The organism is Jiangella asiatica (assembly GCF_004349065.1).
GTDB lineage: Bacteria > Actinomycetota > Actinomycetes > Jiangellales > Jiangellaceae > Jiangella > Jiangella asiatica.
Map to the genome: position 1 here is coordinate 1 of NZ_SMKZ01000009.1, position 25,188 is coordinate 25,188.

Annotated in this window: 22 protein-coding genes and 1 pseudogene; 11 read left to right on the forward strand and 12 right to left on the reverse strand. The window is 73.1% G+C overall.

Annotated features, from left to right (window positions below):
- From E1269_RS08370 to E1269_RS08385, 4 genes and pseudogenes are all read right to left on the reverse strand, one after another.
- A pseudogene (locus tag E1269_RS08370) lies at positions 1–228 on the reverse strand (hypothetical protein); the annotation flags it as partial.
- A gap of 76 nt (positions 229–304) precedes the next feature.
- Positions 305–1,543 (reverse strand): aminoglycoside phosphotransferase family protein, encoded by a 1,239-nt coding sequence (locus E1269_RS08375; RefSeq protein WP_203433178.1) that lies wholly within the window; start codon positions 1,541–1,543, stop codon positions 305–307.
- A gap of 57 nt (positions 1,544–1,600) precedes the next feature.
- A complete protein-coding gene (locus E1269_RS08380; RefSeq protein ID WP_131893318.1) occupies positions 1,601–2,341 on the reverse strand; it encodes a response regulator in 741 nt (246 codons plus the stop codon).
- Positions 2,338–3,966, reverse strand: a complete 1,629-nt coding sequence (locus tag E1269_RS08385; protein ID WP_203433180.1) for an ATP-binding protein — start codon at positions 3,964–3,966, stop codon at positions 2,338–2,340. The genes E1269_RS08380 and E1269_RS08385 overlap by 4 nt, the downstream gene beginning before the upstream one ends.
- A 158-nt stretch (positions 3,967–4,124) precedes the next feature.
- Here E1269_RS08385 and E1269_RS08390 point away from each other — a divergent pair, with 158 nt between their 5' ends.
- The 6 genes from E1269_RS08390 (at position 4,125) to E1269_RS08415 (ending at position 10,509) form a co-directional block, all read left to right on the forward strand.
- On the forward strand, positions 4,125–5,141 hold the full coding sequence (locus E1269_RS08390) for a Bug family tripartite tricarboxylate transporter substrate binding protein (protein ID WP_131893322.1): 1,017 nt from the start codon (positions 4,125–4,127) through the stop codon (positions 5,139–5,141).
- Positions 5,138–5,674 (forward strand): tripartite tricarboxylate transporter TctB family protein, encoded by a 537-nt coding sequence (locus tag E1269_RS08395; RefSeq protein WP_131893324.1) that lies wholly within the window; start codon positions 5,138–5,140, stop codon positions 5,672–5,674. The genes E1269_RS08390 and E1269_RS08395 overlap by 4 nt, the downstream gene beginning before the upstream one ends.
- Positions 5,667–7,187, forward strand: a complete 1,521-nt coding sequence (locus E1269_RS08400) for a tripartite tricarboxylate transporter permease (protein WP_131893326.1) — start codon at positions 5,667–5,669, stop codon at positions 7,185–7,187. Before E1269_RS08395 ends, E1269_RS08400 begins: the two co-directional genes overlap by 8 nt.
- A gap of 133 nt (positions 7,188–7,320) precedes the next feature.
- On the forward strand, positions 7,321–8,682 hold the full coding sequence (locus E1269_RS08405; RefSeq protein WP_131893328.1) for a hemolysin family protein: 1,362 nt from the start codon (positions 7,321–7,323) through the stop codon (positions 8,680–8,682).
- Complete coding sequence (locus tag E1269_RS08410) at positions 8,679–9,692, forward strand: hemolysin family protein (protein ID WP_131893330.1); 1,014 nt, start codon at positions 8,679–8,681, stop codon at positions 9,690–9,692. The genes E1269_RS08405 and E1269_RS08410 overlap by 4 nt, the downstream gene beginning before the upstream one ends.
- A 4-nt stretch (positions 9,693–9,696) precedes the next feature.
- On the forward strand, positions 9,697–10,509 hold the full coding sequence (locus E1269_RS08415; protein ID WP_162606286.1) for an SAM hydrolase/SAM-dependent halogenase family protein: 813 nt from the start codon (positions 9,697–9,699) through the stop codon (positions 10,507–10,509).
- Between the two features lie 200 nt (positions 10,510–10,709).
- Here the strand turns inward: E1269_RS08415 and E1269_RS08420 are convergent, their stop codons facing one another.
- Positions 10,710–11,021, reverse strand: coding sequence for a hypothetical protein (locus E1269_RS08420; protein WP_131893334.1), 312 nt, complete (start codon positions 11,019–11,021; stop codon positions 10,710–10,712).
- A gap of 11 nt (positions 11,022–11,032) precedes the next feature.
- Positions 11,033–11,650: a TetR/AcrR family transcriptional regulator gene (locus E1269_RS08425; RefSeq protein WP_131893336.1), complete on the reverse strand. Its 618-nt coding sequence runs from the start codon at positions 11,648–11,650 to the stop codon at positions 11,033–11,035.
- Between the two features lie 161 nt (positions 11,651–11,811).
- Between E1269_RS08425 and E1269_RS08430 the strand changes: the two genes are divergently transcribed.
- On the forward strand, positions 11,812–12,180 hold the full coding sequence (locus tag E1269_RS08430; RefSeq protein ID WP_131893338.1) for a YciI family protein: 369 nt from the start codon (positions 11,812–11,814) through the stop codon (positions 12,178–12,180).
- 15 nt (positions 12,181–12,195) lie between these two features.
- Here the strand turns inward: E1269_RS08430 and E1269_RS08435 are convergent, their stop codons facing one another.
- The gene (locus tag E1269_RS08435; protein WP_131893340.1) at positions 12,196–13,146 is read right to left on the reverse strand and encodes an NAD(P)-dependent alcohol dehydrogenase; all 951 of its coding nucleotides are present in this window, start codon (positions 13,144–13,146) and stop codon (positions 12,196–12,198) included.
- Between the two features lie 5 nt (positions 13,147–13,151).
- A complete protein-coding gene (locus E1269_RS08440; RefSeq protein WP_131893341.1) occupies positions 13,152–14,201 on the reverse strand; it encodes a hypothetical protein in 1,050 nt (349 codons plus the stop codon).
- A gap of 91 nt (positions 14,202–14,292) precedes the next feature.
- Between E1269_RS08440 and E1269_RS08445 the strand changes: the two genes are divergently transcribed.
- Together E1269_RS08445 and E1269_RS08450 are read left to right on the forward strand one after the other, a co-directional pair.
- A complete protein-coding gene (locus E1269_RS08445) occupies positions 14,293–14,883 on the forward strand; it encodes a TetR/AcrR family transcriptional regulator (protein ID WP_131893343.1) in 591 nt (196 codons plus the stop codon).
- 91 nt (positions 14,884–14,974) lie between these two features.
- Entirely contained in the window at positions 14,975–17,221 is a 2,247-nt protein-coding gene (locus E1269_RS08450; protein WP_131893345.1) for an MMPL family transporter, read from the forward strand.
- Positions 17,222–17,377: 156 nt separating this feature from the next.
- Here E1269_RS08450 and srmL read toward each other — a convergent pair whose 3' ends face one another.
- The 4 genes from srmL to E1269_RS08470 form a co-directional block, all read right to left on the reverse strand.
- Positions 17,378–18,550 (reverse strand): PheS-related mystery ligase SrmL, encoded by a 1,173-nt coding sequence (srmL, locus tag E1269_RS08455; protein ID WP_131893347.1) that lies wholly within the window; start codon positions 18,548–18,550, stop codon positions 17,378–17,380.
- A 149-nt stretch (positions 18,551–18,699) separates the two neighbouring features.
- Entirely contained in the window at positions 18,700–19,149 is a 450-nt protein-coding gene (locus E1269_RS08460; RefSeq protein WP_131893349.1) for an SRPBCC family protein, read from the reverse strand.
- A gap of 11 nt (positions 19,150–19,160) precedes the next feature.
- Entirely contained in the window at positions 19,161–20,612 is a 1,452-nt protein-coding gene (locus E1269_RS08465) for a sulfatase family protein (RefSeq protein WP_131893351.1), read from the reverse strand.
- Between the two features lie 6 nt (positions 20,613–20,618).
- On the reverse strand, positions 20,619–22,736 hold the full coding sequence (locus E1269_RS08470; protein ID WP_203433182.1) for an amylo-alpha-1,6-glucosidase: 2,118 nt from the start codon (positions 22,734–22,736) through the stop codon (positions 20,619–20,621).
- 127 nt (positions 22,737–22,863) lie between these two features.
- Here E1269_RS08470 and E1269_RS08475 point away from each other — a divergent pair, with 127 nt between their 5' ends.
- Both E1269_RS08475 and E1269_RS08480 read left to right on the forward strand, forming a co-directional pair.
- A complete protein-coding gene (locus E1269_RS08475; protein WP_131893355.1) occupies positions 22,864–23,904 on the forward strand; it encodes a LacI family DNA-binding transcriptional regulator in 1,041 nt (346 codons plus the stop codon).
- A gap of 2 nt (positions 23,905–23,906) precedes the next feature.
- Positions 23,907–25,184, forward strand: a complete 1,278-nt coding sequence (locus tag E1269_RS08480; RefSeq protein ID WP_131893357.1) for a sugar ABC transporter substrate-binding protein — start codon at positions 23,907–23,909, stop codon at positions 25,182–25,184.
- Positions 25,185–25,188: the final 4 nt, after the last annotated feature.

Sequence of the window (25,188 nt, forward strand, 5' to 3'; positions counted from 1 at the left end):
GGGGCTGTTCGCCGTGGCGGGGCTGCTGGCGCTGGCGGCGGTCGCGGGGCTGTCGGCGCTGGACGGGCTGTTCGCGCTGTCCGACGCCGACGACGAGGCCGGGGTGCCGGTCACGCCCGCCGGCGCCTCGGTGGCGTTCAGCATCGGAGCGGCCACGGCGGACCCGGCGCCGATGCCGAGTGCTGCCATCGTGCCCACCGCGATCCACGTCCTCTTCTGGAGCTTCATCGTCCGTCCTCCTTGCTTCGGCGCCGACGGTCGGCGCCTGGTGACATATCCAGGTTCGCTGCCGCCGATGAGTCGTTCAGGAGAGGCGGATGAGAGGTCTCTCGGGTGCGCCGGAGCCGGCCCGCGACGCGGCGTCGAGCCACTGTTCGACCAGGTCGACCCGCTGTGACGTGGCCGTCTCCCAGCCCGGGTCCTGGGCCCGGTACGGCCCGGTGGCCAGCGACAGCACGACGCCGGCGGTGCGCACGCGCAGCTCGGCCGGGTCGACCCGGCGGTCGAACGCCGTCGTCCAGTCGTCCAGGACGGCGCGGGCTCCGGCCGTCGCCGGGAACCGGCCGATGGCGAGGACCGAGAGGTGGGCGAGCAAGCAGGCGAGGTCGTCGGCTCGGCGCCCGGGCCCCATGGTGTCGATGTCCAGGAGCCCGGTCACCGCGCCCTCGGCGACGAAGACCTGCGAGTCGTAGAAGTCACCGTGAGCTGGTTCGTGGACCGACGCCGACGACGACAGCGCCGATGCGATGTCTCGCGCCAGCCCGCGCACGTGCGACTCCAGCGCCGGTGCCGCCGCCGCGACCACGCCGGCATAGTGCTCGGCATGTGCGGCCCACGGCTGGCGTACGGGCAGCGCGGCGATCTCCGCGGGCAGCCGGTCCAGCAGCGCCGTCAGCTCGTCCGGGTCGCGCAGCGCCGCCCGGCCGCCCGCCAACGCGTCGCGCAGCGGCGTCCCCGTCAGCGGCTCCAGGACGACGAGGCCGTCGTCGCTCCAACCGAGGCTGCGCGGGACGGCGACCCCGGCGGCGGTGAGCAGCCGGTGCCGCTCGTGGACGTCGGCGACGTGTGCGGGCCGCAGCACCTTGAGGAACAGCCGGCGCCGTTCGGTGGCGACCTCGACGACGGCGCGCTTGCGGGGCCGGTAGGAGATCACCCGCAGCCGGACGTCGTCGGTGCCCATACCGAGCCCGCGCAGCAGCTCGGCCACCGACGACGGGAAGCACGCGGCGGGCAGGCCGGGCAGTTCTGGGTCGAACGGGAAGCGCCACACCTGGACGTGCCGGTCGCCGTCGGTGAGGACGAGCCCGCCGGCGGGCCGCTGCCGGGAGAGGCTGGCGGCGAGCGTCTCGTCGCTTTCGCCGTCGGCCCACCCGACCCGGACGGAGTACGAGGCCGTCGTCCGGTCGGCCGGGCGGTGATCGACGTCGCGCAGACTCCAGCGCAGCACCCGGCCGCCGGCCGACTCCAGCGCCGCCTCGAGGATCTCGGTGGCTGCGGCACCGGTCAGGAGTGCGAGGTCGGGGTCGGTCGGCGGCACGGGCACGCCGGCCAGCGTGGACGCCCGGGATGAGCCGTCGATGAGCCGTTCATGAGAACACTCTCATCGGGTCCGCGGCTTCACCTGCGCTTCAGCCACTGACCAGCGGTAACGGTGCTCCGGCCGGCCCGCCCCGCCGTATCGCGGCGCCACCGTGGCCCGGCCGCTGGCGGCCAGGTGCTCCAGGTAGCGGCGGGCGCTGATCCGCGACAGGCCGACCCGCTCGGCCAGTTCGGCTGCGGACAGGTCGCGGCCGGCCTCGGCCAGCGCCGACGCGACCAGCTGGAGGGTCCGCTCGGACAGGCCCTTCGGCAGTCTCGCGGCGGCTGCGCCCGCCGGCCCGGGCCGCAGCAGCGCGTCGACCTGGTCCTGGTCGAGGCCGCCGCCGGCGGCCCGCGCCGCGGTGCGCCGGAACTCCTCGCGCCGGGTCAGGTAGGTGTTCATCCGGTCGGTGAAGACGTCCAGCGTGAACGGTTTGACCAGGTAGTCGACGACGCCGCCGGCCATCGCCGCGCGGACGGTGCCCAGCTCGCGCGCCGCGGTGATGGCGATGACGTCGACCGCCGGCGCGGACCGGGCGCGCAGCCGGGTCAGGAACTCGATGCCGGAGATGTCGGGCAGGTAGATGTCGAGCAGCACCAGATCCGGCTCCAGCTCGTCGACGGCGCGCAGTGCGTCGGCGCCCAGGTGGACCTCGCCGACGACGGTGAAGCCCGGCACCGCCTCGACGAACCCGCGGTGGATGGCGGCGACCGCGAAGTCGTCGTCGACGACGAGGGTGCGCACGGGTGGGTGCTGGTTCATCGGCCCTCCGTCAGGTTGGCAGTGGGGCCGGCCGGGCCGGGCGACGCCGTCCCTGCCGCCTCTGTCCGCGGGCCGGCTCCTCGCAGCACCACCTCGAACTCCGCGCCGCCGAGGCCGCTGTCGCGGACGGCGACATGGCCGTCGCGGCGCTCGACGATGCGGTGGACCAGGGCCAGCCCGATGCCGCGTCCGGAACCCGGTGCCGCCTTCGAGGTGAACCCGGCGACGAAGATCCGTTCCCGTCGGTCGATCGGCACGCCGGGGCCGTCGTCGTCGACCAGGACACGGATGGTGCCGTCGTCGTCCTGGTCGACCAACAGCTCGACGGTGCCGCCGTGACCGGTGGCGTCCGCGGCGTTGTCGACGAGGTTGCCGAGGATGGTGACGAGGTCGTCGCCGTCGTCGTCCAGCCGCGACGCCGGGTCGACGCGGAAGGTGATGCCGCGCTCGCGGCAGCCGGCGGCCTTGGCCAGCAGCAGCGCGGAGACGGCCGGTGCGGTGACGCCGTCGGCGGCGGTGCGGGTGATGGTGCCGCCGCGGCCCACCCGGTCGATGAACGAGACGGCGTCGTCGCTGCGGCCCAGCTCCAGCAGCCCGGACACCACGTGCAGGTGGTTGGAGAACTCGTGCGCCTGGGCCCGCAGCGCCTCGGTGAGCGAGCGGGCGCCGTCCAGCTCACGCAGCGCGTCGTGCAGCTCGGTGCGGTCGCGCAAGGTGAGCACCACGCCGACCGGCCGCCCGTCGGACGTCGCCGCGCGCCGGTTGACCACCAGCACCCTGACACCGGCCAGCACCAGCTGGTCGCTGATCTCGGCGTCCGCGGTGGCGACGGCGGCCAGCGTCGGCTCCAGGACGTCGCCGACAGGCCGGCCGGTGACCTCGCCGCGCAGGTCGAGCAGCCGCCGTGCCTCGTCGTTGACCAGCGCGACGTTGCCGCCGGCGTCCAGCGCGACGACACCCTCCCGGATGCCGTGCAGCATGGCGTCGCGGGTCTCCAGCAGGGTGCCGATCTCGTCCGGTTCGAGCTTGAAGATGCGCCGCCGGACGGTCCGGGTCACCCAGGCGGCGCCGAGCGTCCCGAGCACCGCGGCCCCGGCCAGCCAGGCCAGCAGGGCGGGGATGTCGTCGAGGAGATCGGCCTGCAGCTCCGACTCCAGGATGCCGACCGACACCGTGCCGATGACCTCGTCGCCGGGGCCGAACACCGGCACCTTGACCCGCCACGACTCGCCCAGCGTCCCGGTCTGGGTGCCGACGTACATCCGGCCGGACAGCGGCACGCTCGGGTCGGTGGAGACCAGCTCGCCGATGCGGTCGGGGTCCGGGTGCGAGTAGCGGATGCCGGTGTCGTCGGTGACCACCACGTACGTGACGTCGGAGGCCTCCCGGATCAGCTCGGCCAGCGGCTGGATGGTGGCCGATGGGTCGGTGTCGTCGTAGGCCTCGAGCACCGACGGCAGCCGCGCCACGCTCTCGGCCACCGCGATCATCCGGGTCAGGTAGCTGTCGCGGATCTGCCGCGCCTGCAGGTACGCCGCGAGCCCGCCGGCGGACACCACTGTGACCAGCACGATGGCCAGCTGCAGCGCGAGCAGCTGGACCCGCAACGACACCGACCGGCGCATGCGCATCAGTGTGCACCCGCCGGCCATCGGTCCGAAACACGACCGAAACGATCAATAAGACCGCTACGACCGAAGAGTTCCGGCCGCCCCGCAGCCGCCCTAGCCTCCAACGTCACCACCCGCCGGATGTGGCGTGGGTCACGACAGCAGGAGGAGTCATGCGAGGTCTCATCGGCCCGGCCCGGGCCGCCATCGGTGCGACGGCGCTGGTCGCCGCCCTGGCCACGACGCTGACGGCGTGCGGCGAGAGCGGCGGGGAGACGGCGTCCGGCTCGGGTCTCGACGGGCTGTCGATCATGGTGCCGGCCGAGCCGGGCGGCGGCTGGGACCAGACCGGGCGGGCGGTGCAGAAGGCGCTCGACGACAGCGGCCTGGCCAGCGGCGTCGAGGTGAGCAACGTCGGCGGCGCCGGCGGCACGGTCGGGCTGGCGCAGCTGGCGAACCAGCGCGGTGGCGACACCACGCTCATGGTCACCGGCCTGGTGATGGTCGGCGCCGTCGAGACCAACCAGTCGCAGGTGCGGCTCGAGGACACCACCCCGATCGCGAGGCTGACCTCGGAGGATCTCATCGTGGTCGTGCCGGCGGAATCGCCGTACCAGACCGTCGACGACCTGGTCGACGACATCCTCGCCAACGGCAAGGACGTCGCGGTGACCGGCGGGTCGGCCGGTGGCGCCGACCACATCCTGGCCGGGCTGCTGCTCAAGGACGCGGGGGTGCCCGCCGAGGAGCTGAGCGACACGCTCAACTACGTCGCGTACTCCGGCGGCGGCGAGTCGCTGGCCGCACTGCTTGGCAACCAGGTCGACGCCGGTATCTCCGGCATCGCCGAGTACTCCGAGCAGGTCGCGGCCGGGGAGCTGCGGGCGCTCGCGGTCTCCGGTTCCGAGCCGGTCGAGGGCATCGACGCGCCGACGCTGACCGAGGCGGGCTACGACGTCGAGCTGACGAACTGGCGCGGCCTGGTCGCTCGGGGCGAGCTCGAGGACGACGACCGTCAGGCCCTGGTCGACCTGGCCACCGACCTGCACGAGTCCGAGGAGTGGCAGGCCGAGCTGGAGCGGACCGGCTGGGGTGACGCGTTCCTCGCCGGCGACGAGTTCGGCGAGTTCCTCACCGAGGACATCGCCTCGGTGCAGAACGTCCTGCGCGACATCGGCCTGGTCCAGTGAGCGCTCCGGCGACGACGCCGGACCCGCCGGTCCGGCCGGGCGCGCGGCGGGTCGAGGAGTACGTGCTCGGTGCGGCGATCGTCGGCCTCGGGGTGTTCGTCCTCGTCGACACAGCCTCGATCGCGGTGCCCGGCTCGGCGAACGCGGTGGGGCCGCGGACGTTCCCGTACGTCGTCGGCGCCCTGCTGGTGGCCGCCGGTGCGGCGGTGCTGACCGCCACGGCACTCGGCCGGCTGGGCGAGGCCGAGGACGGCGAGGACGTCGACCCGGAGGCGGGCACCGACTGGCGCACCGTAGTCCAGCTGGTGGCGTTCTTCCTGGCGCACGCCTGGCTGGTAGAGCGAGCCGGCTGGCCGCTGGCGCTGGCCGCGCTGTTCGCCGGCGCCGCCTGGACGCTGGGTGCCAGGCCCTGGTGGCGGCCGGTCCTCATCGGGCTGGCGCTCGGTGTCGTGCTGCAGGCCGTGTTCGCCACCGGTCTGGGACTGTCGCTGCCGCCAGGGCTCCTGGAGGGGGTGCCGATCCTCGATGACTGACGCCGCCGCGGTGCTGGACGGCTTCGCGCAGGCCCTCCAGCCGGCCTACCTGCTCTACGCCCTGCTCGGGGTGTTCCTGGGCACCGCCGTCGGGGTGCTGCCGGGCATCGGCCCGGCGATGGCGGTCGCGCTGCTGCTCCCGCTGACCTACGACCTCGACGTCACCGCCGCGATGATCGTGTTCGCCGGCATCTACTACGGGGGCATGTACGGCGGGTCGACGACGTCGATCCTGCTGAACACGCCGGGGGAGTCGGCATCGATCGTCACCGCCCTGGAGGGCAACCGGATGGCCAAGACCGGTCGCGGCGCGGCGGCGCTGGCGACGGCCGCGGTCGGGTCGTTCGTCGCAGGGACCCTGGGAACGCTGGCGTTGACGCTGGTGGCGCCGGTCGTCGCGGACTGGGCGGTCCAGCTCGGCCCGGCCGACTACGTGGCGCTCATGGTGGTCGCGTTCGTGACGGTGGGCGCGTTGCTGGGTTCGTCGGTCGCCCGCGGCCTGGCGTCGCTGGCTCTTGGGCTGTTCGTCGGGCTGATCGGCACCGACACCCTCACCGGCCAGCAGCGGTTCACCTTCGGCGTTCCGCTGCTGGCCGACGGCATCGACGTCGTCGTGGTCGCGGTCGGTGTGTTCGCCGTCGGCGAGGCGCTCTACGTGGCGTCCCGGCTGCGGCACGGGCCGATCGAGGTGATCCCGGTGCCGCGCGGCTGGCGGTCGTGGATGTCACGGTCGGACTGGTCGCGGTCGTGGCGGCCGTGGCTGCGCGGCACCGCCATCGGGTTCCCCGTCGGGACCATCCCGGCCGGCGGTGCCGACGTGTCGACGTTCCTGTCGTACGCGACGGAGAAGCGCCTGGCCCGGCACAGGCACGAGTTCGGCAAGGGTGCGATCGAAGGCGTCGCCGGACCCGAGGCCGCCAACAACGCGGCCGCCGCCGGGGTACTGGTGCCGCTGCTGACGCTCGGACTGCCCACGACGGCGACCGCGGCGGTCATGATCGCGGCGTTCCAGACGTACGGCATCCAGCCCGGGCCGCTGCTCTTCGAGAACCAGCCGGTCCTGGTGTGGACGCTGGTCGCGAGCCTCTACATCGGCAACCTCATGCTGCTGGTGTTCAACCTGCCGCTGGTCGGGCTGTGGGTGAAGGTGCTGCGGGTCCCGCGCCACTACCTGTACGCGGGCATCCTGTCCTTCGCCGCGCTGGGCAGCTACGCGCTGAACTTCTCGACCGTCGACCTGGTCCTGCTGCTGGGCATCGGGGTGGTCGGGTTCTTCATGCGCCGGCACGGCTACCCGGTCGCTCCGCTCGTCGTCGGGATGATCCTGGGGCCGATGGCCGAGGAGCAGGTGCGGCGCACCCTCGCGATCAGCCAGGGCGACCTGACCGCCCTGGTCACCAGCCCGTTCGCGGCGACCGCGTACGGGCTGCTGGCGGTGCTGCTGGGCCTCGCGCTGTGGGCGCGCAGACGCGAGCGGCAGGCGAGCGCTCGCGAGATGGCGATGAGCGGATAGTCTGGTCCTCTTCACGCATCGACCTGGGGCGATACGCCATCTCGAAAGGAGCTGTGTCCGCCGTGCGGACGGACGCGTCAAGTCACCTCTTCCACTCACCTGTGCACCGCTGCGCACCCGCGAGCGAGCGCCCATGAGCGCCGCGGCAGCCATTCTCGCGGTCTTCGTCCTCACCTTCGGAACCGCATACTTCGTCGCGCAGGAGTTCGCCTACGTCACCGCCGACCGGGTAGAGCTGACCCGGCAGGCCGAGGCCGGCGACAAGCGGGCGGCGTCGGCCGTCCGAGTCATGCGGCGGCTGTCGTTCATGCTGTCCGCGGCGCAGGTCGGCATCACCGTCACCGGCCTCATCGTCGGCCTGATCGCCGAGCCCGCGTTCGCGCAGGTGGTGCGCCCGGCGCTGGAGTCCGTCGGGCTGCCCGACGCGGCGGTGCCGGGTGTCTCCGTCGCCGTCGGATTCGTCGTGGCCACCGTCATCCAGATGGTCCTCGGCGAGCTGTTCCCGAAGAACCTCGCACTGGCCACGCCGGAGCGGCTGGCCAAGCTCCTGGCGTCGTCGACCCACGTCTACCTGGCCGTCAGCGGCCCGGTGGTGCGGTTGTTCGACAACTCCGCCAACTGGGTGCTGCGCAAGGTCGGCATCGAGCCGGTCCAGGAGCTGCACCACGGTGCCACGCTGGAGGAACTGGGCCACATCATCGGCGAGTCCGAGGCACAGGGCTCGCTGTCGTCACACCTGTCCGGCATCCTCGCCCGGGCGCTGAGCTTCTCCGACCACACCGCCGGCGAGGCGATGGTGCCGCGACCCGACGTGCGCGGTGTCAAGGCCACCGACACCGCCGCGGCCGTCATCGAGCTGATCGCGACGTACGGGCACTCCAACTACCCGGTCCGCGGCGAGGGCACCGACGAGGTGCTCGGCGTGGTGGGTGTGCGCGAGCTCATGTACGTCGCGCCCCAGGATGTCGCCACGACCTCGGTCGGCGACATCGCCCGGCCCGCCCTGCTCGTCCCGGACAGCCTCCCGCTGCCCGCGCTCGTCGAGCGGATGCAGGACACCGCCGACGAGTTCGCCTGCGTGGTCGACGAGTACGGGGGCCTCGCCGGCATCGTGACGCTCGAGGACGTCGCCGAGGAGCTCGTGGGCGACATCACCGACGAGACCGACCAGCAGGCCGTGCTGGTCAGCCGCGACGGCGACTGGTGGCGGCTGGACGCCGGGCTCCGCGTCGACGAAGCAGCCGCCTACACCGGGCTGCCGCTGCCGGAGTCCGACGACTACGACACCGTCGCCGGCCTCATCGTCGCCGCGCTGGGCCGCTTCGCCGAGCCGGGCGACCGGCTCCTGGTCGGTGCCGCCCGCACCAACGGCAGCGGCGAGACGATCGAGATCGAGGTGGTCTCGGTGGCCCGGCACGTTCCTGAGATCGTCCGGTTGCGTGAGGTCGACGCCGCCGGCGTGCGGGGTGGCCGGCCGACGGAGGTGCAGCCGTGAGCCCACCCACCGCGATCCTCGTCACCCTCGCGCTGCTGATCGCCAGCGGCTTCTTCGTCGCCGCCGAGTTCGCCCTCGTCGGCGCCAGGCGGCACCGGCTGGAACAGGCCGCGGCCACCGGCAAGCGGGGCGCCCGCGCGGCGCTGAAGGGTGTGCGCGAGCTGTCGCTGATGCTCGCCGGCGCCCAGCTGGGCATCACCATGGTCGTGGTCGGGCTGGGCATGGTGTCAGAGCCGGCGTTCCACCACCTGCTGGAGCCGCCGCTGACCGCGGTCGGCCTGCCGGACGGGACGGCCGACGTGGTGGCGCTGGCCATCGCGCTGGCCGGGGTCACGTACCTGCACGTCGTCGTCGGCGAGATGGCGCCGAAGTCGTGGGCCATCGCGCACCCGGAGCGCTCCGCGATGCTGCTGGCTCCGCCGTTCCGCGCTTACGCGTTCGGAGTGCGCTGGCTGCTGGTCGTGCTCAACGGCCTCACCAACGTGCTGCTGCGGCTGGTGCGGGTGACGCCGCGCGACGAGATCGCCACCGTCCGCAACCGCGAGCAGATCCATCAGCTGGTCAGCGAGTCCCGCCGGCTCGGCCTGATCGGTGATGACGACCACGGCCTGCTCACCCGTGCCCTCGGCGCGCCGGAGCAGCCGGTCCGATCGGTCATGGTGCCGGCGTCCAACATCGTCTGGGTGCCCGCCGACGCCGGCCCGCAGGACGTCATCGAGGCCGGCCGGCGCAGCGAGCGCACCCGGCTCGTGGTTCGTTCCGGCGACGGCGAGGTGGCCGGCGCGGTGCACGTGCGCGGCGCGCTGATCGCCCGGTCCACCGGCGAGACGTGGACGGCGGGCGAGGCCGCGCTGCCGGTGGCGTTCATCTCCGCCGACGCCGACCTCGCCGGCGCCGCCGAGGTGCTGCGCAGCGCGCGCTCGCAGCTGGGCATCGTCGTCGACGCCGACGGCACCGAGGCCGGGCTGGTCAGCATGGACGACGTCGTCACGGCGGTCCTGGTGTCGTGAGCTGATGGCGACCGGCTGGATCGCGTTCCTCACCGACTACGGCCGCGCCGACGGGTTCGTCGCCGCGTGCCACGGGGTGATAGCGCGGATCGCGCCAGCCGCCCGGGTCATCGACATCACCCACGACGTGCCGCCCCAGGACGTCCGCCACGGCGCCGTCGTCCTCGCCGACACCGTGCCGTACCTACCGTCGTCGGTCGTCGTCGGCGTCGTCGACCCCGGCGTCGGGACGGGGCGCCGGGCGGTCGTCGTCGTTGCCGGGCCGCACGTGCTGGTCGGCCCCGACAACGGGCTGCTGACGTGGGCGGCCGACGCCTGCGGCGGGGTCATGCGCGCGGCGGAGCTGACCGAGCCGGCGTACCGGCTGGCGACCGGCGCGACGACCTTCGACGGGCGCGACGTGTTCGCCCCGGCCGCAGCACACCTGGCCGCCGGCGTCGACGTCGCCGCCCTCGGCCCGGACGTGCCGGTGGAGTCGCTGGTCCGGCTGCCGTCCCCGAGGCTGGTGGTGGGCGACGGGTCGATCGAGGCCGAGGTGCACGCCGTCGACCACTTCGGGACACTGTCGCTGTCGGCCACTGTCGCGGCGCTGGAGCGCGCGGGCCTGGCGGGGGCGCCGTCGTTGCTGGTGATGGCCGGGTCACGGTCGTGGACCATGCCGCTCGGCCGGTCGTTCGCCGCGGCGCCGCCGGGCTCACCCGTTGCGCTGGTCGACTCCGCCGGGCGCCTCGCCGTCGCCGTCAACGCCGGTCGTGCCGCAGCCGTTCTGGGGCTCGACGTGGGCGACCGCGTGACAGTCCGCGCCCCTCGGCTGTAGCTATCAGGTGGACGGCGGGGTGTGGGCACGGTTCCCGGCCTCGCTGTGCCTCATGATCATCAACGATCGCCGAGATCACGAGGATTGTGTGTGCCTCACCTGCTTGCAGGCCTGGTGGAGCGCGAGAACACCTAGTGATGTCACGGATCGTTGATGATCACTGGAGGCAAGGCAGGCCCTCCCGGACGGGACGGGGTGGTTCAGGCGGCGGGACGGGTGTGCTGGCGGCGCCAGGGGTCGGTCTGCCAGTTCCGGGCGTGGACGAGGCCGACGGCGAGCACGCCGAGCGCGGCCGCGGACCAGCCCGCCTCCGGGTGTTCCGCGACGTCGGCGAAGTACCAGGCCACGCCCGCGATGACCAGCCCGAACCAGCCGATCACGACGTTGATGGTCGCGCCGTGGCCGAACGGGCTGGGGTTGGTCGTGCGACCGGTGCTGCCCTCCATGTAGTAGGGCAGGCCGTTGCCGGCGAAGAACCCGGCGACGAAGGCGAGCAGGGTGGTGAGCAGCATGGTGGCGCCTTTCAGCGGTCGGAGCGGTCGGAGCTGTCGGATCGATCGTGACGGTGGACGAGGGGGAGCAGGACGTCGTCGACGAGGTGGGCAATGACGCCGTCGTCGAGCGACTCGCCGGTGACGAAGACGCGCGAGAAGAGAATCGCCGAGCTGACCTCGGCGAGCAGTTCGTGGTCGACGGCGCCCGGCGCGTCGCCGCGCTCGCAGGCCCGGCGGAGTACCGGGGCGAAGCTCTCGCGCTTGCCGTCGATCAGTCGCGACCGCACGGCGCGGGCCAGCTCGGCGTCGTCGCGCATGGCCGTCATCAGGCCCAGGACCAGCTGGGCGCTCTGACCGACGAGGCGGTCGCGCATGTCCTGGAGCACGAGGGTGAGGTCGGTGCGCAAATCTGCGGTGTCCGGGCCCGAGTCGTGGTCGCCGGCCTGGTCGCGGGTGTGGCGTTCCACCGCCGCCACGACCAGCTCGGCCTTGCCGGACCAGCGGCGGTAGATGGTGGCCTTGCTGGCCCGGGCCCGTGCGGCGACGGCGTCCATGCTCATCGCGCCGTAGCCGATTTGGGCCAGCAGCTCCAGGGTGGCCAGCAGGATGGCGTCCTCCCGGGCCTCGGCCCGTGGTCTCGGCGACATGGCGTCCCTCGTACGATTCGAAACGAAACGGTTTCGTACACATTAGCGTTCGGTCGGAGCGAAGGCAAGACGCGGGATTCGTCCTGGTGCGGATGTCGAGACGGCGCCGTCGGTTCCGACGTATCGGGTGAGAGCTCTCGGCGACGCGGCGGAGGCACCCCGTGAAGTACCTGATCCTGATCTACCACGAAACCGGCGCCCAGCGGCCCCGGCCGAACTGCGACGACCTGCGGCGCGACCGCATCCGGGCGCACCTCGCGCTCACCGACGACCTGGCCGCCGACGGGGAGATGATCGCGGCCGAGTCGCTGGCCCACCCCTCGCAGGCGCGCCGGGTGCTCGCCTGCGAGGGCGGCGTGGCCACCATCGACGGCGCGTTCGCCGGCGCGCACGAGCACCTGGCCGGCTTCTACCTGGTCGAATGCGAGACCATGGACCGCGCCGTCGAGCGCGCCGCCCGCATCCCGGAGGCGGCCGACGGTCTCGTCGAGGTCCGCCCCGTGCTCGCCCGCGGCGGCCTGGAGATGTGACGTCCACGCCGATGCTCAGGTCAGTGCTATCACCCGCTTGCCGCGGGCATGACCGGTCTCGACGGCTCGGTGCGCCACCGCGACGTCCTCCAGCGGGTAGATCCGGTCGACGACGGGGCGAAGGTCGCCGCGCTCGACGTACCCGGCCAGCACCTCGAGGTCGCTCGCGCGCGCCTTCGTCAGGTGCACCCGAACCCGCGGCCCGGGTAGCAGAGGTGACACCAGTGCGTACGGCACCGCCCGGGTGACGATGGTCGCCATCCGCCCACCGCGGGCGAGCAGCCGGCGGTAGCCGCGGACGCCGGTGCCGTGCGCGTCGACGATCACGTCGAACCGCTCGCCGGTGGGTGGGCCGGCAGCGTAGTCGAGGACGTCGACGGCGCCGAGCTCGCGACACAGGTCCGCGCTGCCCGCACCGGCGACGGCGGTGACCGCGGCGCCCATCGCGTGGGCGAGCTGCACCGCGGCGCTGCCGACGCCGCCGCCGGCCGCGACGATCAGCGCGCGGTCGCCGGCGCGCAGGCGCACGGTGTCGCGCAGCACCTGCAGCGCCGTCACCCCCACCGTCGGCAGCGCCGCGGCCGCGACGAGGTCGAGGTCGCGCGGTGCCGCGGCGCACCGGTCCCGCCGCACCGCGACGTACTCGGCCGTGGTGCCGAGCCGGGTGGGCAGCCCGCCGACGTAGGCCCAGACCTGGCTGCCCGCGGGCAGGTCGGTGACGTCGTCGCCGGTCAGGATCACCTCGCCGGCCAGGTCGAGGCCCACGCCTTTCGGGAACCGCCAGCCGGTGGCGACCCGCATCGCGCCGGAGCGCATGAGCGCGTCGCTGGGGTTGACGCTCGCGCCGTGCACCCGGACGAGCACCTCGCGGCGGCCGGGGCGGGGTATGTCGACGGTGTCGATCCGCAGCACGTCCGGGTCGCCGTAGCGGTGGTACCGGGCGACGCGCATGGCGGTGGATGTCATGGCTGTCACTCCGCTCCGGCAGTCGAGGGCACCCCGGCCGCGCCGGACCCCGTCGTCGGGGAGGTCTTCGGAGCGTCGTCAGCGGACACCGCGGCCGCGCGTTGGGCGGCCCGCCGCACGCCGGCCGCGTACAGCAGGATGCCGGCGGTGAGCCAACCCGCCAGCACCAGCCCTGGGCCGGCGGCGGCGGCGCCGTCGAAGTAGGCGACCGAGCGCAACAGGCTGCCGGTGGCGCCGGGCGGCAGGAACTGGCCGAGCGTTCCCCAGCCGGCCGGCAGCAGCTCCGGCGCGCTGGCCAGCCCGGACAGCGGGTTGCCGAGCAGGATGAGCGCGATGGCGCCAAGGCCGAGTCCGGCGTTGCCCAGCGCGGTCCGCAGGCCGAGGATCGCCCAGGCCGCCGCGGAGATGCCGAGCGCCGCGGCTGCTGCCGTCGCCCAGTAGTTCCCGTCGAACGTGCCGAAGCCGAACTGTATGAGCGCGGTGAGGGCCAGCCCGCCGACGACGGCGAAACCGACGGCGCCGGCGGCCTGCTGGCGCGGCCCGCGGACCGTCATGAGCAGCACGACCGCGGCGATCCAGCCGCCGAGGGCGAGCGGCAGCGCGCCGGCCGCGAGCCCGGCGCCCGTGGGGTCGTCGGCGGGAAAGGGCCGGACGTCCTCGACCGGGATCTCGGTGCCCTCCTCGTCACCGAGCCGGTCGGCGACGGCACGCAGCTGGGTGGCGACGGCGTTGCTGGCGGCGGAGGCGATCAGCATCCGCGGCCCGGACTCGCCCAGCACCAGGGCGCCGTAGGCCTCCCGGTCCAGGATCAGCTCGCGGGCGCGTGCGGCGTTCTCGGCCGAGGTGACGGCGTAACCGCCGGGCTGTGCCGCCTCGAGTCCGTCGGCGACGTCCTGGACGGCGACCGGGTCGCCCACGACGGCGACCGGAACGTCGTGCGGGCCGGAGTGCAGCGGTGGCAGGGCGAACGCGGACAGCAGCACCACGACGAGCGCCGCCAGCCCGCCGACGACGACGGTGACCTGGCGCCAGCCGGCCGGTTCCGACTCTGGCATCGAATCCTCCAAGTTAAGAAACGGTGAGTATCTTATTGACACGACGGTAGGATATGGAAATAAGAAACGCAACGTCTCTTAGGGAGGGGTGATGTCGGCGACACCCACGGTGCGCCGGCGCGGCGAGGCGCTCGAGGCCGCGATCTACGACGCCGTCTGGGCCGAGCTCGCCGAGGTGGGCTACGCCGGCCTCACCATCGGCGCCGTCGCCGACCGCGCCCGGACCAGCAAGGCCGTCCTGTACCGGCGCTGGCCGGGCCGGGCCGAGCTGGTCTTCGCCGCGCTCGTGCAGCACGTACCGAAGGCCGCCGACGTGCCCGACACCGGCGACCTCCGGTCCGACCTGGTCACCTTCCTGCGGTCCATCGCGGCGAACTGGGCGACGCGGAGCATCGACGCGCTGTGGGGGCTGCTGGCTGAGACGGCCCGCGACCCGGCGCTGGCGGCGCTGGTCCGGTCCGAGCTGGCCGACCAGGTCCGCGAGGGTCCGATGACGGTCATGGTCGAGCGGGCCGTGCGGCGCGGCGAGGTCGATCCCGCCGTCGTCTCGCCCCGGATGCTGCGCGTCCCACTGGACCTGGTGCGCAGCGAGCTGTTGCTGAACGGGGCGATCACCGGCACCGCCGTCGAGGAGATCGTCGACGACGTCTTCCTGCCGCTGGTACGTCCGCGCACCGTGTGATCTGCGTCGCATCCCGAGATGCGATGTCACGTCCTCGCGGCGTCGCGGGTCTCGTGTGCGGAACGAGCCCCGCGAGCTGAGGTGGACGGAGATGTTGAGGAGACTGTCAGGCCTGGCGACCCGGCGGCGGCGGGCGGTGCTGGTGGTCACCGTGCTGCTCGTGCTGGTCGCCGGCGTGGCGAGCAGCACGTTGTTCGGCAAGCTGTCGGCTGGCGGCTGGGACGACCCCGGCTCGGAGTCCGGCCAGGCCACCGACCTGCTGGAGGACACCTTCGGCCAGTCGCCGCCCAACCTCGCCCTGCTGGTGACCGCCGGCGACGGAGTGGACGACCCCGCCGTGTCGGCCGCGGGCGCGGAGCTGGCGCAACGCCTGGCCGACGAGCCGCACGTCCGCGACGTCGTGTCGTACTGGACCGCCGGGCAGGCGACGCAGCTGCGCAGCGAGGACGGCGAGAAGGCGCTCGTCCTCGCGACGATCACCGGTGACGAGACCGAGGTCAACGAGCGCGTCGGCGGGCTGGCCGACGACTACGGCGGTTCGCTCGCCGACGGGGTCACCGTCGAGGTGGGCGGCTTCGCGGCGTTCTCGCACGAGCTCACCGAGCAGAGCGAGAAGGACGTCGTCACCGGCGAGCTGATCGTCTTCCCGGTCACGCTGATCGCGCTGGTCCTGGTGTTCGGCGGGGTGCTGGCGGCGCTGTTGCCGCTGGCCGTGGCGGGTGTGACCGCGATGCTGGCGATGGGTCTGTTGTGGGTGCTGGCCGAGATGACCGAGCTGTCGGTGCTGGCGGCCAACGTGGTGACGCTGGCCGGCCTCGGTCTGGCCATCGACTACAGCCTGCTCATGGTCAACCGGTTCCGCGAGGAGCTGGCGTCCGGCCGCGAGGTGCCCGACGCGATCCGCGCCACCATGGCATCGGCGGGCCGGACCGTGGTGTTCGCGTCGCTGACCGTGTGCATCGCGCTGGCCACGCTGACGCTGTTCCCGCTGGGCGCCATGCGCTCGCTCGGCTATGCCGGCGTGGTGACCGCGCTGCTGGCGGCGGCGGCGTCCCTGGTGGTGCTGCCGGCGCTGTTCGCGGTGCTCGGCAACAAGGTGGCGGCGACGAGGTTCCGCCGGCGGCCGGCCGGCGACGCCGCGGCCGAGAACGGCTTCTGGCACCGGCTGGCGATGTTCGTGATGCGCCGGCCCATCCCGATCGCGACCGCCGTCATCGCCGTCCTCATGCTGCTCGGCGCGCCGTTCCTCGGCATGAAGCTGGGCTATCTGGACGAGCGGGTGATGCCGGAGTCGTCGCAGTCGCGGCACGTGGCCACCACCATCCGGGAGGAGTTCCCCTCCGGCGAGCAGGAGGCGCTGCAGGTCGTGGCGCCGTCGGCCGTCGCCGAGGCGGAGGCCGGACCGGACCCCGTCGTCGTCGACGACTACGCCGCGCAGTTGTCCGCCCTGGACAACGTGAGCCGGGTCGACGGACTCACCGGCAGCTACGTCGACGGCGCCCAGGTCGCGCCGGCCGGGCCGCAGCACGAGCGGTTCGCAGCGGGCGACGCGGTGTACTGGGTGGTCGTGCCCGACCCGGGGACCACCGACCAGACCCGGGACCTGGTGACCGCCGTCCGGGCCGCCGACGCGCCGTTCGAGACCGTGGTCGGCGGGACCCCGGCGATGGCCGAGGACTCCGACCGTGCGTTGCTGGACCGGCTGCCGCTGGCCCTGGGCGGGGTCGGGCTGGCGATGGTGGTGCTGCTGTTCCTGCTGACCGGAAGCGTGGTGCTGCCGTTCCTCGCCCTGGTGCTCAGCACGCTGAGCCTGTCCGCGACGTTCGGCGCGATGGTGTGGATCTTCCAGGACGGCAATCTCTCCGACCTGTTCGGCTTCACCGTCACCGGCACGACCATCTCGACCGTCCCGGTGATGCTGTTCGCGCTCGCGTTCGGGCTGGCCATGGACTACCAGGTGTTCATGCTGTCGCGCATCCGCGAGGAGTACGAACGCGGCGCCTCCCCGACGGCCGCCGTCGCGCTCGGGCTGGAACGGGTCGGGCGCATCGTGACGGCGGCGGCGGTCCTGATCTCGATCGTGTTCCTGGCGTTCCTGATCTCCGACATCACCTACATGAAGGCCTTCGGCGTAGGCCTACCGCTGGCCGTGCTGATCGACGCGACGCTGATCCGCGGAGCCCTGCTGCCGGCGGCGATGCGCCTGGGCGGCCGGGCGACGTGGTGGGCTCCCGGCCCGCTGCGCCGCCTGCACGCCCGCTTCGGCCTGCGCGAGTCGTCAGCGTCGGCCGCCGAGGACCCCGCGTCGACCGGTTCGGAGCACGCCGCCGTCAAGTGAGCGCTGGTGTGTGATCGCTGCGGCCAGGGCGAAATGATCACGTTCAGCAGGATCACCCGAGCCTCACCATGATTGCGAGCATGGTGAGACACGAGATCTCGTGCTGAACGTGATCATTTCGAGGTCCGGGGCACGGACGGATGCGGCAGAAGTGTGTCATTGAGGGGCCGAGGTGCCGGTGTGGAGGGCGGTGTACACGCGGTCGCGGAGGGCGTTGGCCTCGTCGCTGGTCAGGGTGCGGTCGACGGGGCGGAGGACCAGGCGCAGCAGCACGTTGTCCTGGCCGGGCCGGATGCCCAGCCGCGCCCGTGCCACCTCCGGCAGGTCCGCGTATGGCGTCGTGGACACCACGGCCACCTCCTCGACGAGGTCGGCGTCGGCGCCCAGGGCGGAGCGGACCTGGTCGCCCAGGACCTCCGCGTCCGACCCGGCCGGCACCGCCACCGAGATGTCGCGGCGGGCCGGGGGGAGGTCCGACACCGGGTGGTACGGCTCCAGGTCGAGCAACTGCCCGGCCACCCGCGGATCGGCCGAGCGCAGGAGGCGGATGTCCGGGACGCCCTTGCGTAGCATCAGCACCCGATCCAGCCCCATGCCCAGGGCGAGCCCGCTCCACGACGACGGGTCCAGCCCGCCGGCCGCGAGCACGTGCGGCGCCGCCAGGCCGCACTCGGCGATCTCGACCGGGCGGCCGTCGCGGATAGCCTCGACCTCGCGGCCGCCGACGGTGTACGGATGCGTCGTCACGTTCCAGCGCCAGTGCGTGCCCGGCAGCATCGCGCCGACCATTGTCGTCACGAGGTCGTGCAGGTCGTCGTGGTCGAGGCGACGGCCGCCGCGGCGCAGCAACCACAGGTCGAGCTGGTGCGGCGTGCCGGTGTGGATGCGGTCGATGGAGTCGCGGCGGTGGCAGATGCCGGGCAGTACGAGTAGGACCGGCGATGCTGACGCGCCGCCGCGAAGCGCTCCGTGAGGGGACGAAGACGACGCCAGCCGGCGCAGCGCCGGTGGGACCCCGGCCGAGGTGTGGCTGCGCAGCATCGTCGTGTCGCTGACGTAGCGGGTGTACCGGGCGTCGCGGGAGACCGCGTCGGGCTGGTAGCCGAGGCGGTCGTAGTTGTCCTCGGTGGTGACGATGGGCCGAGACCGGGAGACCAGAACCGTGGCGCCGGTCGACGAGCCGAGTGCCCAGGCGGCATCCGACACGAGGGTCTGCAGGGCGTGCGGGCCCTGCGCGGGATCGGTGAGGTCGCGGACGGACAGCGCGTCGACCAGGGCGGCCAACGACAGCGGCTGCGGCCGCGCACTTTCAGCAACGGAGACGGACATGACCAGGCCTTTCGCGGGAAGCAACGGAGGTAAGAAGTGGCTCCCCCGGCCGGTCGTCCGCGAAGGGTCAGGCGTGCACACCCTCCGGGCGGCGGACGTTCGCCGACCGGGGGCTGCTAAACCAGCGCTGACCTGGCATGTGATCGAGACTATCCGACGGCGAGCTGATCGGCCAGTCTGGACAGGCAGTCGTGCCAGCCCTTGAGGTGGTCGTCGCGCTGCTCCTCGGTGGGGTTGTCGCTGTGGGTGAGGACGACCTCGGTGCCGCCGTCGACTGACGCGAACGTGACGTGCACGCGGCTGGCCGGAGCGCTCTCGCCGTCCCAGGACCAGATGAAGGCCAGGGTTCGCGGCGGCCTGATCTCCCCGTAGATCCCGCGGACGCCGATGTTGTGCCCGGCCTGGAGGCCGGTGGTGCGGAACGAGAACCGACCGCCAGGACGCGGGTTCGTCTCGTAGATCGCGGCGAACGACGGCGGCCAGAACCATCCGGCCAGCCGACGCGGCTCGGTGAACATGGCGAACACGTCGTCTGGGTCGGCGTCGACCACCAGGGAAAGTACGGCGGTGGTGGCGTCTGGTGTGGATGACTCGACCATAGATGCGCACTTTAGGGCATTTGAGCCGAGCCTGACGAGGGTGTGGCCGCGGGTTCGTCGCCGAGGCCGCGTTGCACCCGGTCCAGTTCGGCGGCGAGCTCGCGCCGAACACCGTCGTACGCGGGGTCGTCGAAGACGCTGGTCAGCTCGGCCGGATCGGTGTCCAGGTCGAACAGCTCCCACTCCGGTTCGGTACGCATTGACGACGCGCCGGGCAGGCCCAGCCCGTCGCCGTAGTAATGGACGAGCTTGTGCCGCGCGGTGCGTACGCCGTAGTGCGCCGGCACGTGGTGGCTGGCGTCGAGGTGCTCCCAGTAGCGATAGTAGAGCGACGTCTGCCAGTCGTCCGGCCGGGTGCCGCGCAGCAGCGGGCGCAGGCTGCGGCCCTGCATGCGCGGGTGCGCCGGTACCTCGGCCAGGTCGAGGAAGGTCTGGGCGAAGTCGACGTTGAGGGCCAGGGCGTCGGTGGACGTGCCCGGCGCGACCTCGCGCGGGTACCGCACCAGCAGCGGCATCCGCAGCGACTCGTCGTACATGAAGCGCTTGTCGTACCAGCCGTGCTCGCCGAGGAAGAAGCCCTGGTCGGAGGCGTAGACGACGACGGTGTCGGCGCTCAGCCCGTGCCCGTCCAGCGCGTCGAGCAGCCGCCCGGTGTTGTCGTCGATCGAGGCGACGCAGCGCAGGTAGTCCTTGATGTAGCGCTGGTATGCCCATCGGGTGCGCTCGTCGCCTGCCAGATCCGGCGGCAACGGCGCCTTGAGGTCGCGTTCGGTGAGGTCGCGGCCGATCTGCATGCGCGCCTCGCGGGCGGCACGGGAACGGCCGGCGTAGTCGTCGAACAGCGTCGGTGGCTCGGGCAGGTCCCTGCCCTCGAACAGGCCGGCATGCGCGGTGTCGGGGTCCCAGCTGCGGTGCGGCGCCTTGTGCCACAACAGCAGGCAGAACGGCCGGTTCGGGTCGCGCCGGGCGATTCGCTCCAGCGCCAGGTCGGTCAGGACCGTGGTGGTGTAGCCCTCGACGGTGCGCCGGCCGTCCGCGCTGAGCAGCTCGGGGTTCCAGTACTCGCCCTGGTCCTCCAGGATGTCCCAGCTGTCGAAGCCCTGTGGGTCGTGGCCGCCGCCGTGCCCGAGGTGCCACTTGCCGACCAGCCAGGTCTGGTACCCGGCGTCGCGCAGCAGCCCCGGGAAGGCCGGCTGGCTCGCGTCGAAGTGCGTGCTCAGCGTGCGCACGCCGTTGACGTGGCTGTAGGTGCCGGTCAGGATCGAGGCCCGGCTCGGCGCGCACAAGGCGTTGGTGCAGAACGCGGCGTCGAACCGCAGGCCGTCGGTGGCGATGCGGTCGATGTTGGGCGTGGGCATGAGGGACCGGCCGTACGCGGAGATGGCGTTCGCGGCGTGGTCGTCGGACAGGATCAGCACCAGGTTGGGAGCTGAGTGCGGGGGATGGCTCGGCGGCGTCGTCATCGCCACTCAGCCTGCCACGGTGTCGGCCGGATCCGGGAGGCGCACCCGCACGGGCGCGGTCGTGCGCGCCTCCGCCCGGCCATCGGCGCCGACGGCGACGGCGAGCGGGTGGCCGGCCACCCGCAGCCCGTCGACCCGCAGCGGGAACCAGTCTCTGAACGCCGGGTCCGGCGCCACGGTGAGCGTGCCGTTCGGGACGTCCGCCGTCAGCCCGACCGCCGTCTGGAGCAGGGTGATCACCGCCGCGGCCGACCATGCCTGCGGCCGGCACGCCGCCGGATAGGCCAGTACCGGCTCGCCGGCCCGCGCGTCGGTTCCTGCGAACAGCTCGGGCAGCCGGTGGCCGAAATCCGGCGCCGCCCGCAGCAGCCCGTCGGCCAGTACCGCCGCCACCGACGAGTGCCCGTCGCGGGCCAGCCCTCGCACCGCGATCGCGGTGTCGTGCGGCCAGATGCTGCCGGCGTGGTAGCCCAGCGGGTTGAACCCGGCCGCGTCCGCGCTCATGGTGCGCAGGCCGTAGCCGGCGTCCAGGTCCGGCCGGCCCAGCCGCTCGGCGACGACGGCGGCCTCGTCGGGCCGGAGCAAGCCGGTGCCGAGCAGGTGGCCGAGGTTCGACGTGGCGGTGTCGACGGGCGTCTTCGCGCCGTCCAGCGCGATGGCCGGGAACCGGCCTTGCTCGTCGATGACCCAGAACGCCGCCGCGAACCTGTCGCGCAGCTCGGCGGCCCAGTCGCGCAGCCGCTTCGAGCCCGGCCGGCCGAACGCGTCCAGCAGCGCCGCTCCGGAGAGGGCCGCCTCGTGCGCGTAGGCCTGCGCCTCGCTCAGCGCGATGGGCGGCTCGGCGATGGACCCGTCGGGGAACTGGATGGAGTCGCCGGAGTCTTTCCAGCCCTGGTTGGCCAGGCCCGCGCCGGTCTCGTCGACGTACTCGAGGAAGCCGTCGCCGTCGGGGTCGGCCTCCTCGGTGAGCCAGCGCAGCGCCGCCTCGAGCGGGTCGAGCAGCCCGGCGACGTCACCGTCGTCGAGGCCCCAGCGCCAGGCGTCGTGCAGCAGGCAGACCCACAGCGCGGTGGCGTCGACGGTGCCGAAGTAGACCGGCGGGAGCCCGGCCGCCACGGCGGACTCGATCCGGACCTCGTGCAGGATCTTGCCCGGCGCCTGCGCGGTGCGCGGGTCGTGTCTGCGGCCCTGCCGGCGGGCCAGCGTTCGCAGGGTGCCGCGCGCCAGGTCGGTGCCCAGCGGCAGCGACAGCCGAGCCGCCCACAGCGAGTCGCGGCCGAACAGCGTGAAGAACCACGGGCTGCCGGCAGCGAGAAAGGTGTCGCCCGCAGCGAGCGGGTCGGTGAGGGCGAGCGCGGTGAGGTCGTCGACGCTCTGCCGCGCGAGGCGGGCGAGGTCGGGCCGGCCGGCGACGGTGACGGTGTCCCAGCCCGGTCCGTCGGCGGGGGCGAACGCGCCGGGGGGCGGCTCGCCGACGAACGCGACGGCGACGTCGACGGTGACCGTCCAGGATGACCGGGCGGCCAGCTCGACCGTCCACGCCAGCACGACGCCGACGGCCGCGGGCTCCAGCGCACCGCCGGGCGACGCCGTGATGTCGACGCGCAGCCCGCCGTCGGACCACGTGACGCCGTCGTCGTGCGCCGTGACCCGCGCGCCGGTGGGGGAGTCGCCGTACTTGATCTGGTCGGTGGTGGCGAAGTCGGCGGCGAGGTGCAGCCGGACCGTCGCCGCGATCGGCCCCCGGGAGCTGTTCACCAGATGCAGCCGCTCCTGGATGCCGTCGGGCCTGGCCGTGCGGGTGCGCTCGAGCCGGACCGTGGGGTCGGCGGTCGGGTCGCCGAGGTGGCGCACGATGCCGGTGAACGTCGCGTGCCCGGCCGCGCGCAGGCCGTGGCCGGCAGGTTCGGGCTCGTGGCCGTCGACGGTGACGCGCAGTTCCGAGAGCACGCGGCGCTCGTGGCACAGCACACCCTGCGCGCCGGCGGGGCGGATCTGTCCGTCGGCGGCGGAGAGCGCGACGGTCGGCGCGTGCAGGCAGCTGACCAGCTCGTGCAGGAACGGCTGCCGGACCGGGCCGCCTGAGTTGTAACCCCAGGTGCCGGGGTCGGGTGGAGCTTGCACCGGGTGGTCCTTCCGCGGGCTTGACAGAACTGGCGGGTCCGTTCTTAACTCTGAGCAGATCCGATTTGAACGATCAAAACATGCTATCAAACGAATTTGATCGTTCAACACGTCAGAGAGGACGTCGATGGGGACACTGGAGAGCGGTGCGACGTTGGAGAGTGTCGCCGCGGCGGCCGGCGTCTCGCGGCAGACGGTGTCCAACGTCCTCAACGCTCCCGAGCGGGTGGCGCCGCAGACTCGGCAGCGGGTCCAGGAGGCCATCGAGTCGCTGCGCTACCGGCCCAACCGCTCGGCCAGGTCCCTGCGCACCCGTACCAGCCGGCTGCTCGGCTACTGCGTCCAGCCGGCGCCCGAGGGCGCCATCAACCCGGTGCTCGACCGGTTCGTGCACGCGCTCACCGAGTCCGCGGCCGATCACGGGTTCCACGTGCTGCTGTTCACCGCCCCGCCCGGTGCCGCCGGATTGGACCGGTACGCGGAGCTGCTGGCCCAGCGGGCCGTCGACGGGTTCGTCCTGTCCGACACGGTGGTCGCCGACCCGCGGCCGGTCTGGCTCACCGAGCAGGGCGTGCCGTTCGTCGCGTTCGGCCGCAGCTGGTCCGGGCCCGACCACGGCCGGTGGGTCGACGTCGACGGGGCCGCCGGCATCGTCGAGGCGGTCGAGCACGTGCACGCGCTGGGCCACCGGCGGGTCGCGTTCATCGGCTGGCCGGAGGGCTCCGGCGTCGGCGACGACCGGCTGGCCGGCTACCTCGCCGCCTGCTCCCGGCTCGGTCTGACCCCGCTCGTCGAACGTGACGAGGGCGGCGTCGAACAGGGGCGGGCGATCGCCGGCGCGCTGCTCGACGACCCCGAGCCACCCACCGCGTTGGTCTGCGTCAGCGACCTCTCCGCGTACGGGGCGCTGCGCGCGGTGGCCGAGCGCGGGCTACGCCCGGGCGCCGACGTCGCCGTCGTCGGGTTCGACGACACGCCTGCGGCCCGGCTGCCCGGCGTCGAGCTGACCAGCGTGTCGCAGCCGATCGAGGAGGTCGGCCGCGATGCCGTCCACATGCTGCTCGGCGCCCTTGGCGTCGTGGAGCCGCCACCGGGCCCGGCCGACCACCGGCTGCTGCGCCCGACGCTCGTCGTCCGGGCGAGCACCGCCATCTCACCGGAGGGTTGATCATGCGTCACTTCGCGCTCACCCACTACCGAGTCCGTGCGCTGACCGCCGCCGTCGCCGCGGCCGCGCTGGTCACCGCCTGCGGCAGCAGCTACGACGATGACGACGACGCCGCGGGGGACGGCGACGGCTCGGCGTCGGCCGGCGGCGGCTCGCTGACCGTCATGATCGGCTCGTCCGGCGAGGCCGAGACGCGCGCCGTCCAGGACGCCACGGCCCGGTTCACCGAGGAGACCGGCACGGAGGTCGAGGTCATCCCGGCGCAGGATCTCGTGCAGCAGCTGCAGCAGGGCCTGGCCGGCGGCAACCCCCCCGACGCGTTCTACGTCAGCCCGGACCGGTTCCGGATGCTCGCCGAGGGCGGCTCGCTCTACCCGTACGGCGACCGGATCGAGGACGTCGACGACTTCTACCCGTCCCTGCGCGACGCGTTCACCTACGAGGACGAGCTCTACTGCGCGCCCAAGGACGGCGGCGTGCACGCCCTGGTGATCGACACCGACGCGTGGGCCGCGGCCGGCCTGGCCGAGGCCGACATCCCGCGGACCTGGGACGATCTCGCCCAGGTGGCGCAGACGCTAACCACCGACGGCCGGGTCGGTCTGGCGTTCACGGGCGACTACAACCCCGTCGGCACGTTCATGCTGGCCGGCGGCGGGTTCTTCCTCAACGACGACCAGACCGAGGTCACCGCGGACACGCCGGAGAACCTGGCCACCCTGCGGTACCTCGAGGAGAACCTGGACGCCGGGACATTCGCGTTCGCGCCGACCATCGACGCGGCGTGGGGCGGCGAGGCGCTCGGCAGCGGCAAGTCGGCGATGACCGTCGAGGGCGCGTGGGTCGTCGGCGCGCTGCAGACCGACTTCCCCGGCCGCAACTGGATGGCCGTGCCCATGCCCGACGGGCCGGGCGGCAGCGGCTCGACGGCGTTCACTAACTGCTGGGGCATCGCGGAAGCCAGCGAGAACAAGGACGCCGCCGTCGACCTGGTGAACTTCCTGGTCAGCGCAGAGGAGCAGCAGACGTTCGCCGAGGCGTTCGGTCCCATCCCGTCCCGGTCGAGCCTGGCGGGCTGGAACGCCGAGACGTACCCCGAGAAGGCCGCGTTCGCCGAGGGGTTGGACTCCTCGCGCAGCCAGGTCGCCGTGCCGGGCTTCGAGTCCGTCCTCGCCGACTTCAACACCCAGCTCGAAGGCATGGCCGCCGGCACCGTCACCCCGGAGCAGGCCCTCCAGGCGCTGCAGACCAACGGCGAAGCCCTCCTCGCGCAGGAGTGAGCCC

Bases quoted from the DNA above. Each gene is read 5' to 3' on its own strand.
- E1269_RS08380 (WP_131893318.1), bottom strand. From the start codon at position 2,341: ATGAACCAGCACCCACCCGTGCGCACCCTCGTCGTCGACGACGACTTC.
- E1269_RS08385 (WP_203433180.1), bottom strand. From the start codon at position 3,966: ATGCGCCGGTCGGTGTCGTTGCGGGTCCAGCTGCTCGCGCTGCAGCTG.
- E1269_RS08390 (WP_131893322.1), top strand. From the start codon at position 4,125: ATGCGAGGTCTCATCGGCCCGGCCCGGGCCGCCATCGGTGCGACGGCG.
- E1269_RS08400 (WP_131893326.1), top strand. From the start codon at position 5,667: ATGACTGACGCCGCCGCGGTGCTGGACGGCTTCGCGCAGGCCCTCCAG.
- E1269_RS08405 (WP_131893328.1), top strand. From the start codon at position 7,321: ATGAGCGCCGCGGCAGCCATTCTCGCGGTCTTCGTCCTCACCTTCGGA.
- E1269_RS08415 (WP_162606286.1), top strand. From the start codon at position 9,697: ATGGCGACCGGCTGGATCGCGTTCCTCACCGACTACGGCCGCGCCGAC.
- E1269_RS08420 (WP_131893334.1), bottom strand. From the start codon at position 11,021: ATGCTGCTCACCACCCTGCTCGCCTTCGTCGCCGGGTTCTTCGCCGGC.
- E1269_RS08425 (WP_131893336.1), bottom strand. From the start codon at position 11,650: ATGTCGCCGAGACCACGGGCCGAGGCCCGGGAGGACGCCATCCTGCTG.
- E1269_RS08435 (WP_131893340.1), bottom strand. From the start codon at position 13,146: ATGACATCCACCGCCATGCGCGTCGCCCGGTACCACCGCTACGGCGAC.
- E1269_RS08440 (WP_131893341.1), bottom strand. From the start codon at position 14,201: ATGCCAGAGTCGGAACCGGCCGGCTGGCGCCAGGTCACCGTCGTCGTC.
- E1269_RS08445 (WP_131893343.1), top strand. From the start codon at position 14,293: ATGTCGGCGACACCCACGGTGCGCCGGCGCGGCGAGGCGCTCGAGGCC.
- E1269_RS08450 (WP_131893345.1), top strand. From the start codon at position 14,975: ATGTTGAGGAGACTGTCAGGCCTGGCGACCCGGCGGCGGCGGGCGGTG.
- srmL (WP_131893347.1), bottom strand. From the start codon at position 18,550: ATGTCCGTCTCCGTTGCTGAAAGTGCGCGGCCGCAGCCGCTGTCGTTG.
- E1269_RS08460 (WP_131893349.1), bottom strand. From the start codon at position 19,149: ATGGTCGAGTCATCCACACCAGACGCCACCACCGCCGTACTTTCCCTG.
- E1269_RS08465 (WP_131893351.1), bottom strand. From the start codon at position 20,612: ATGACGACGCCGCCGAGCCATCCCCCGCACTCAGCTCCCAACCTGGTG.
- E1269_RS08475 (WP_131893355.1), top strand. From the start codon at position 22,864: ATGGGGACACTGGAGAGCGGTGCGACGTTGGAGAGTGTCGCCGCGGCG.
- E1269_RS08480 (WP_131893357.1), top strand. From the start codon at position 23,907: ATGCGTCACTTCGCGCTCACCCACTACCGAGTCCGTGCGCTGACCGCC.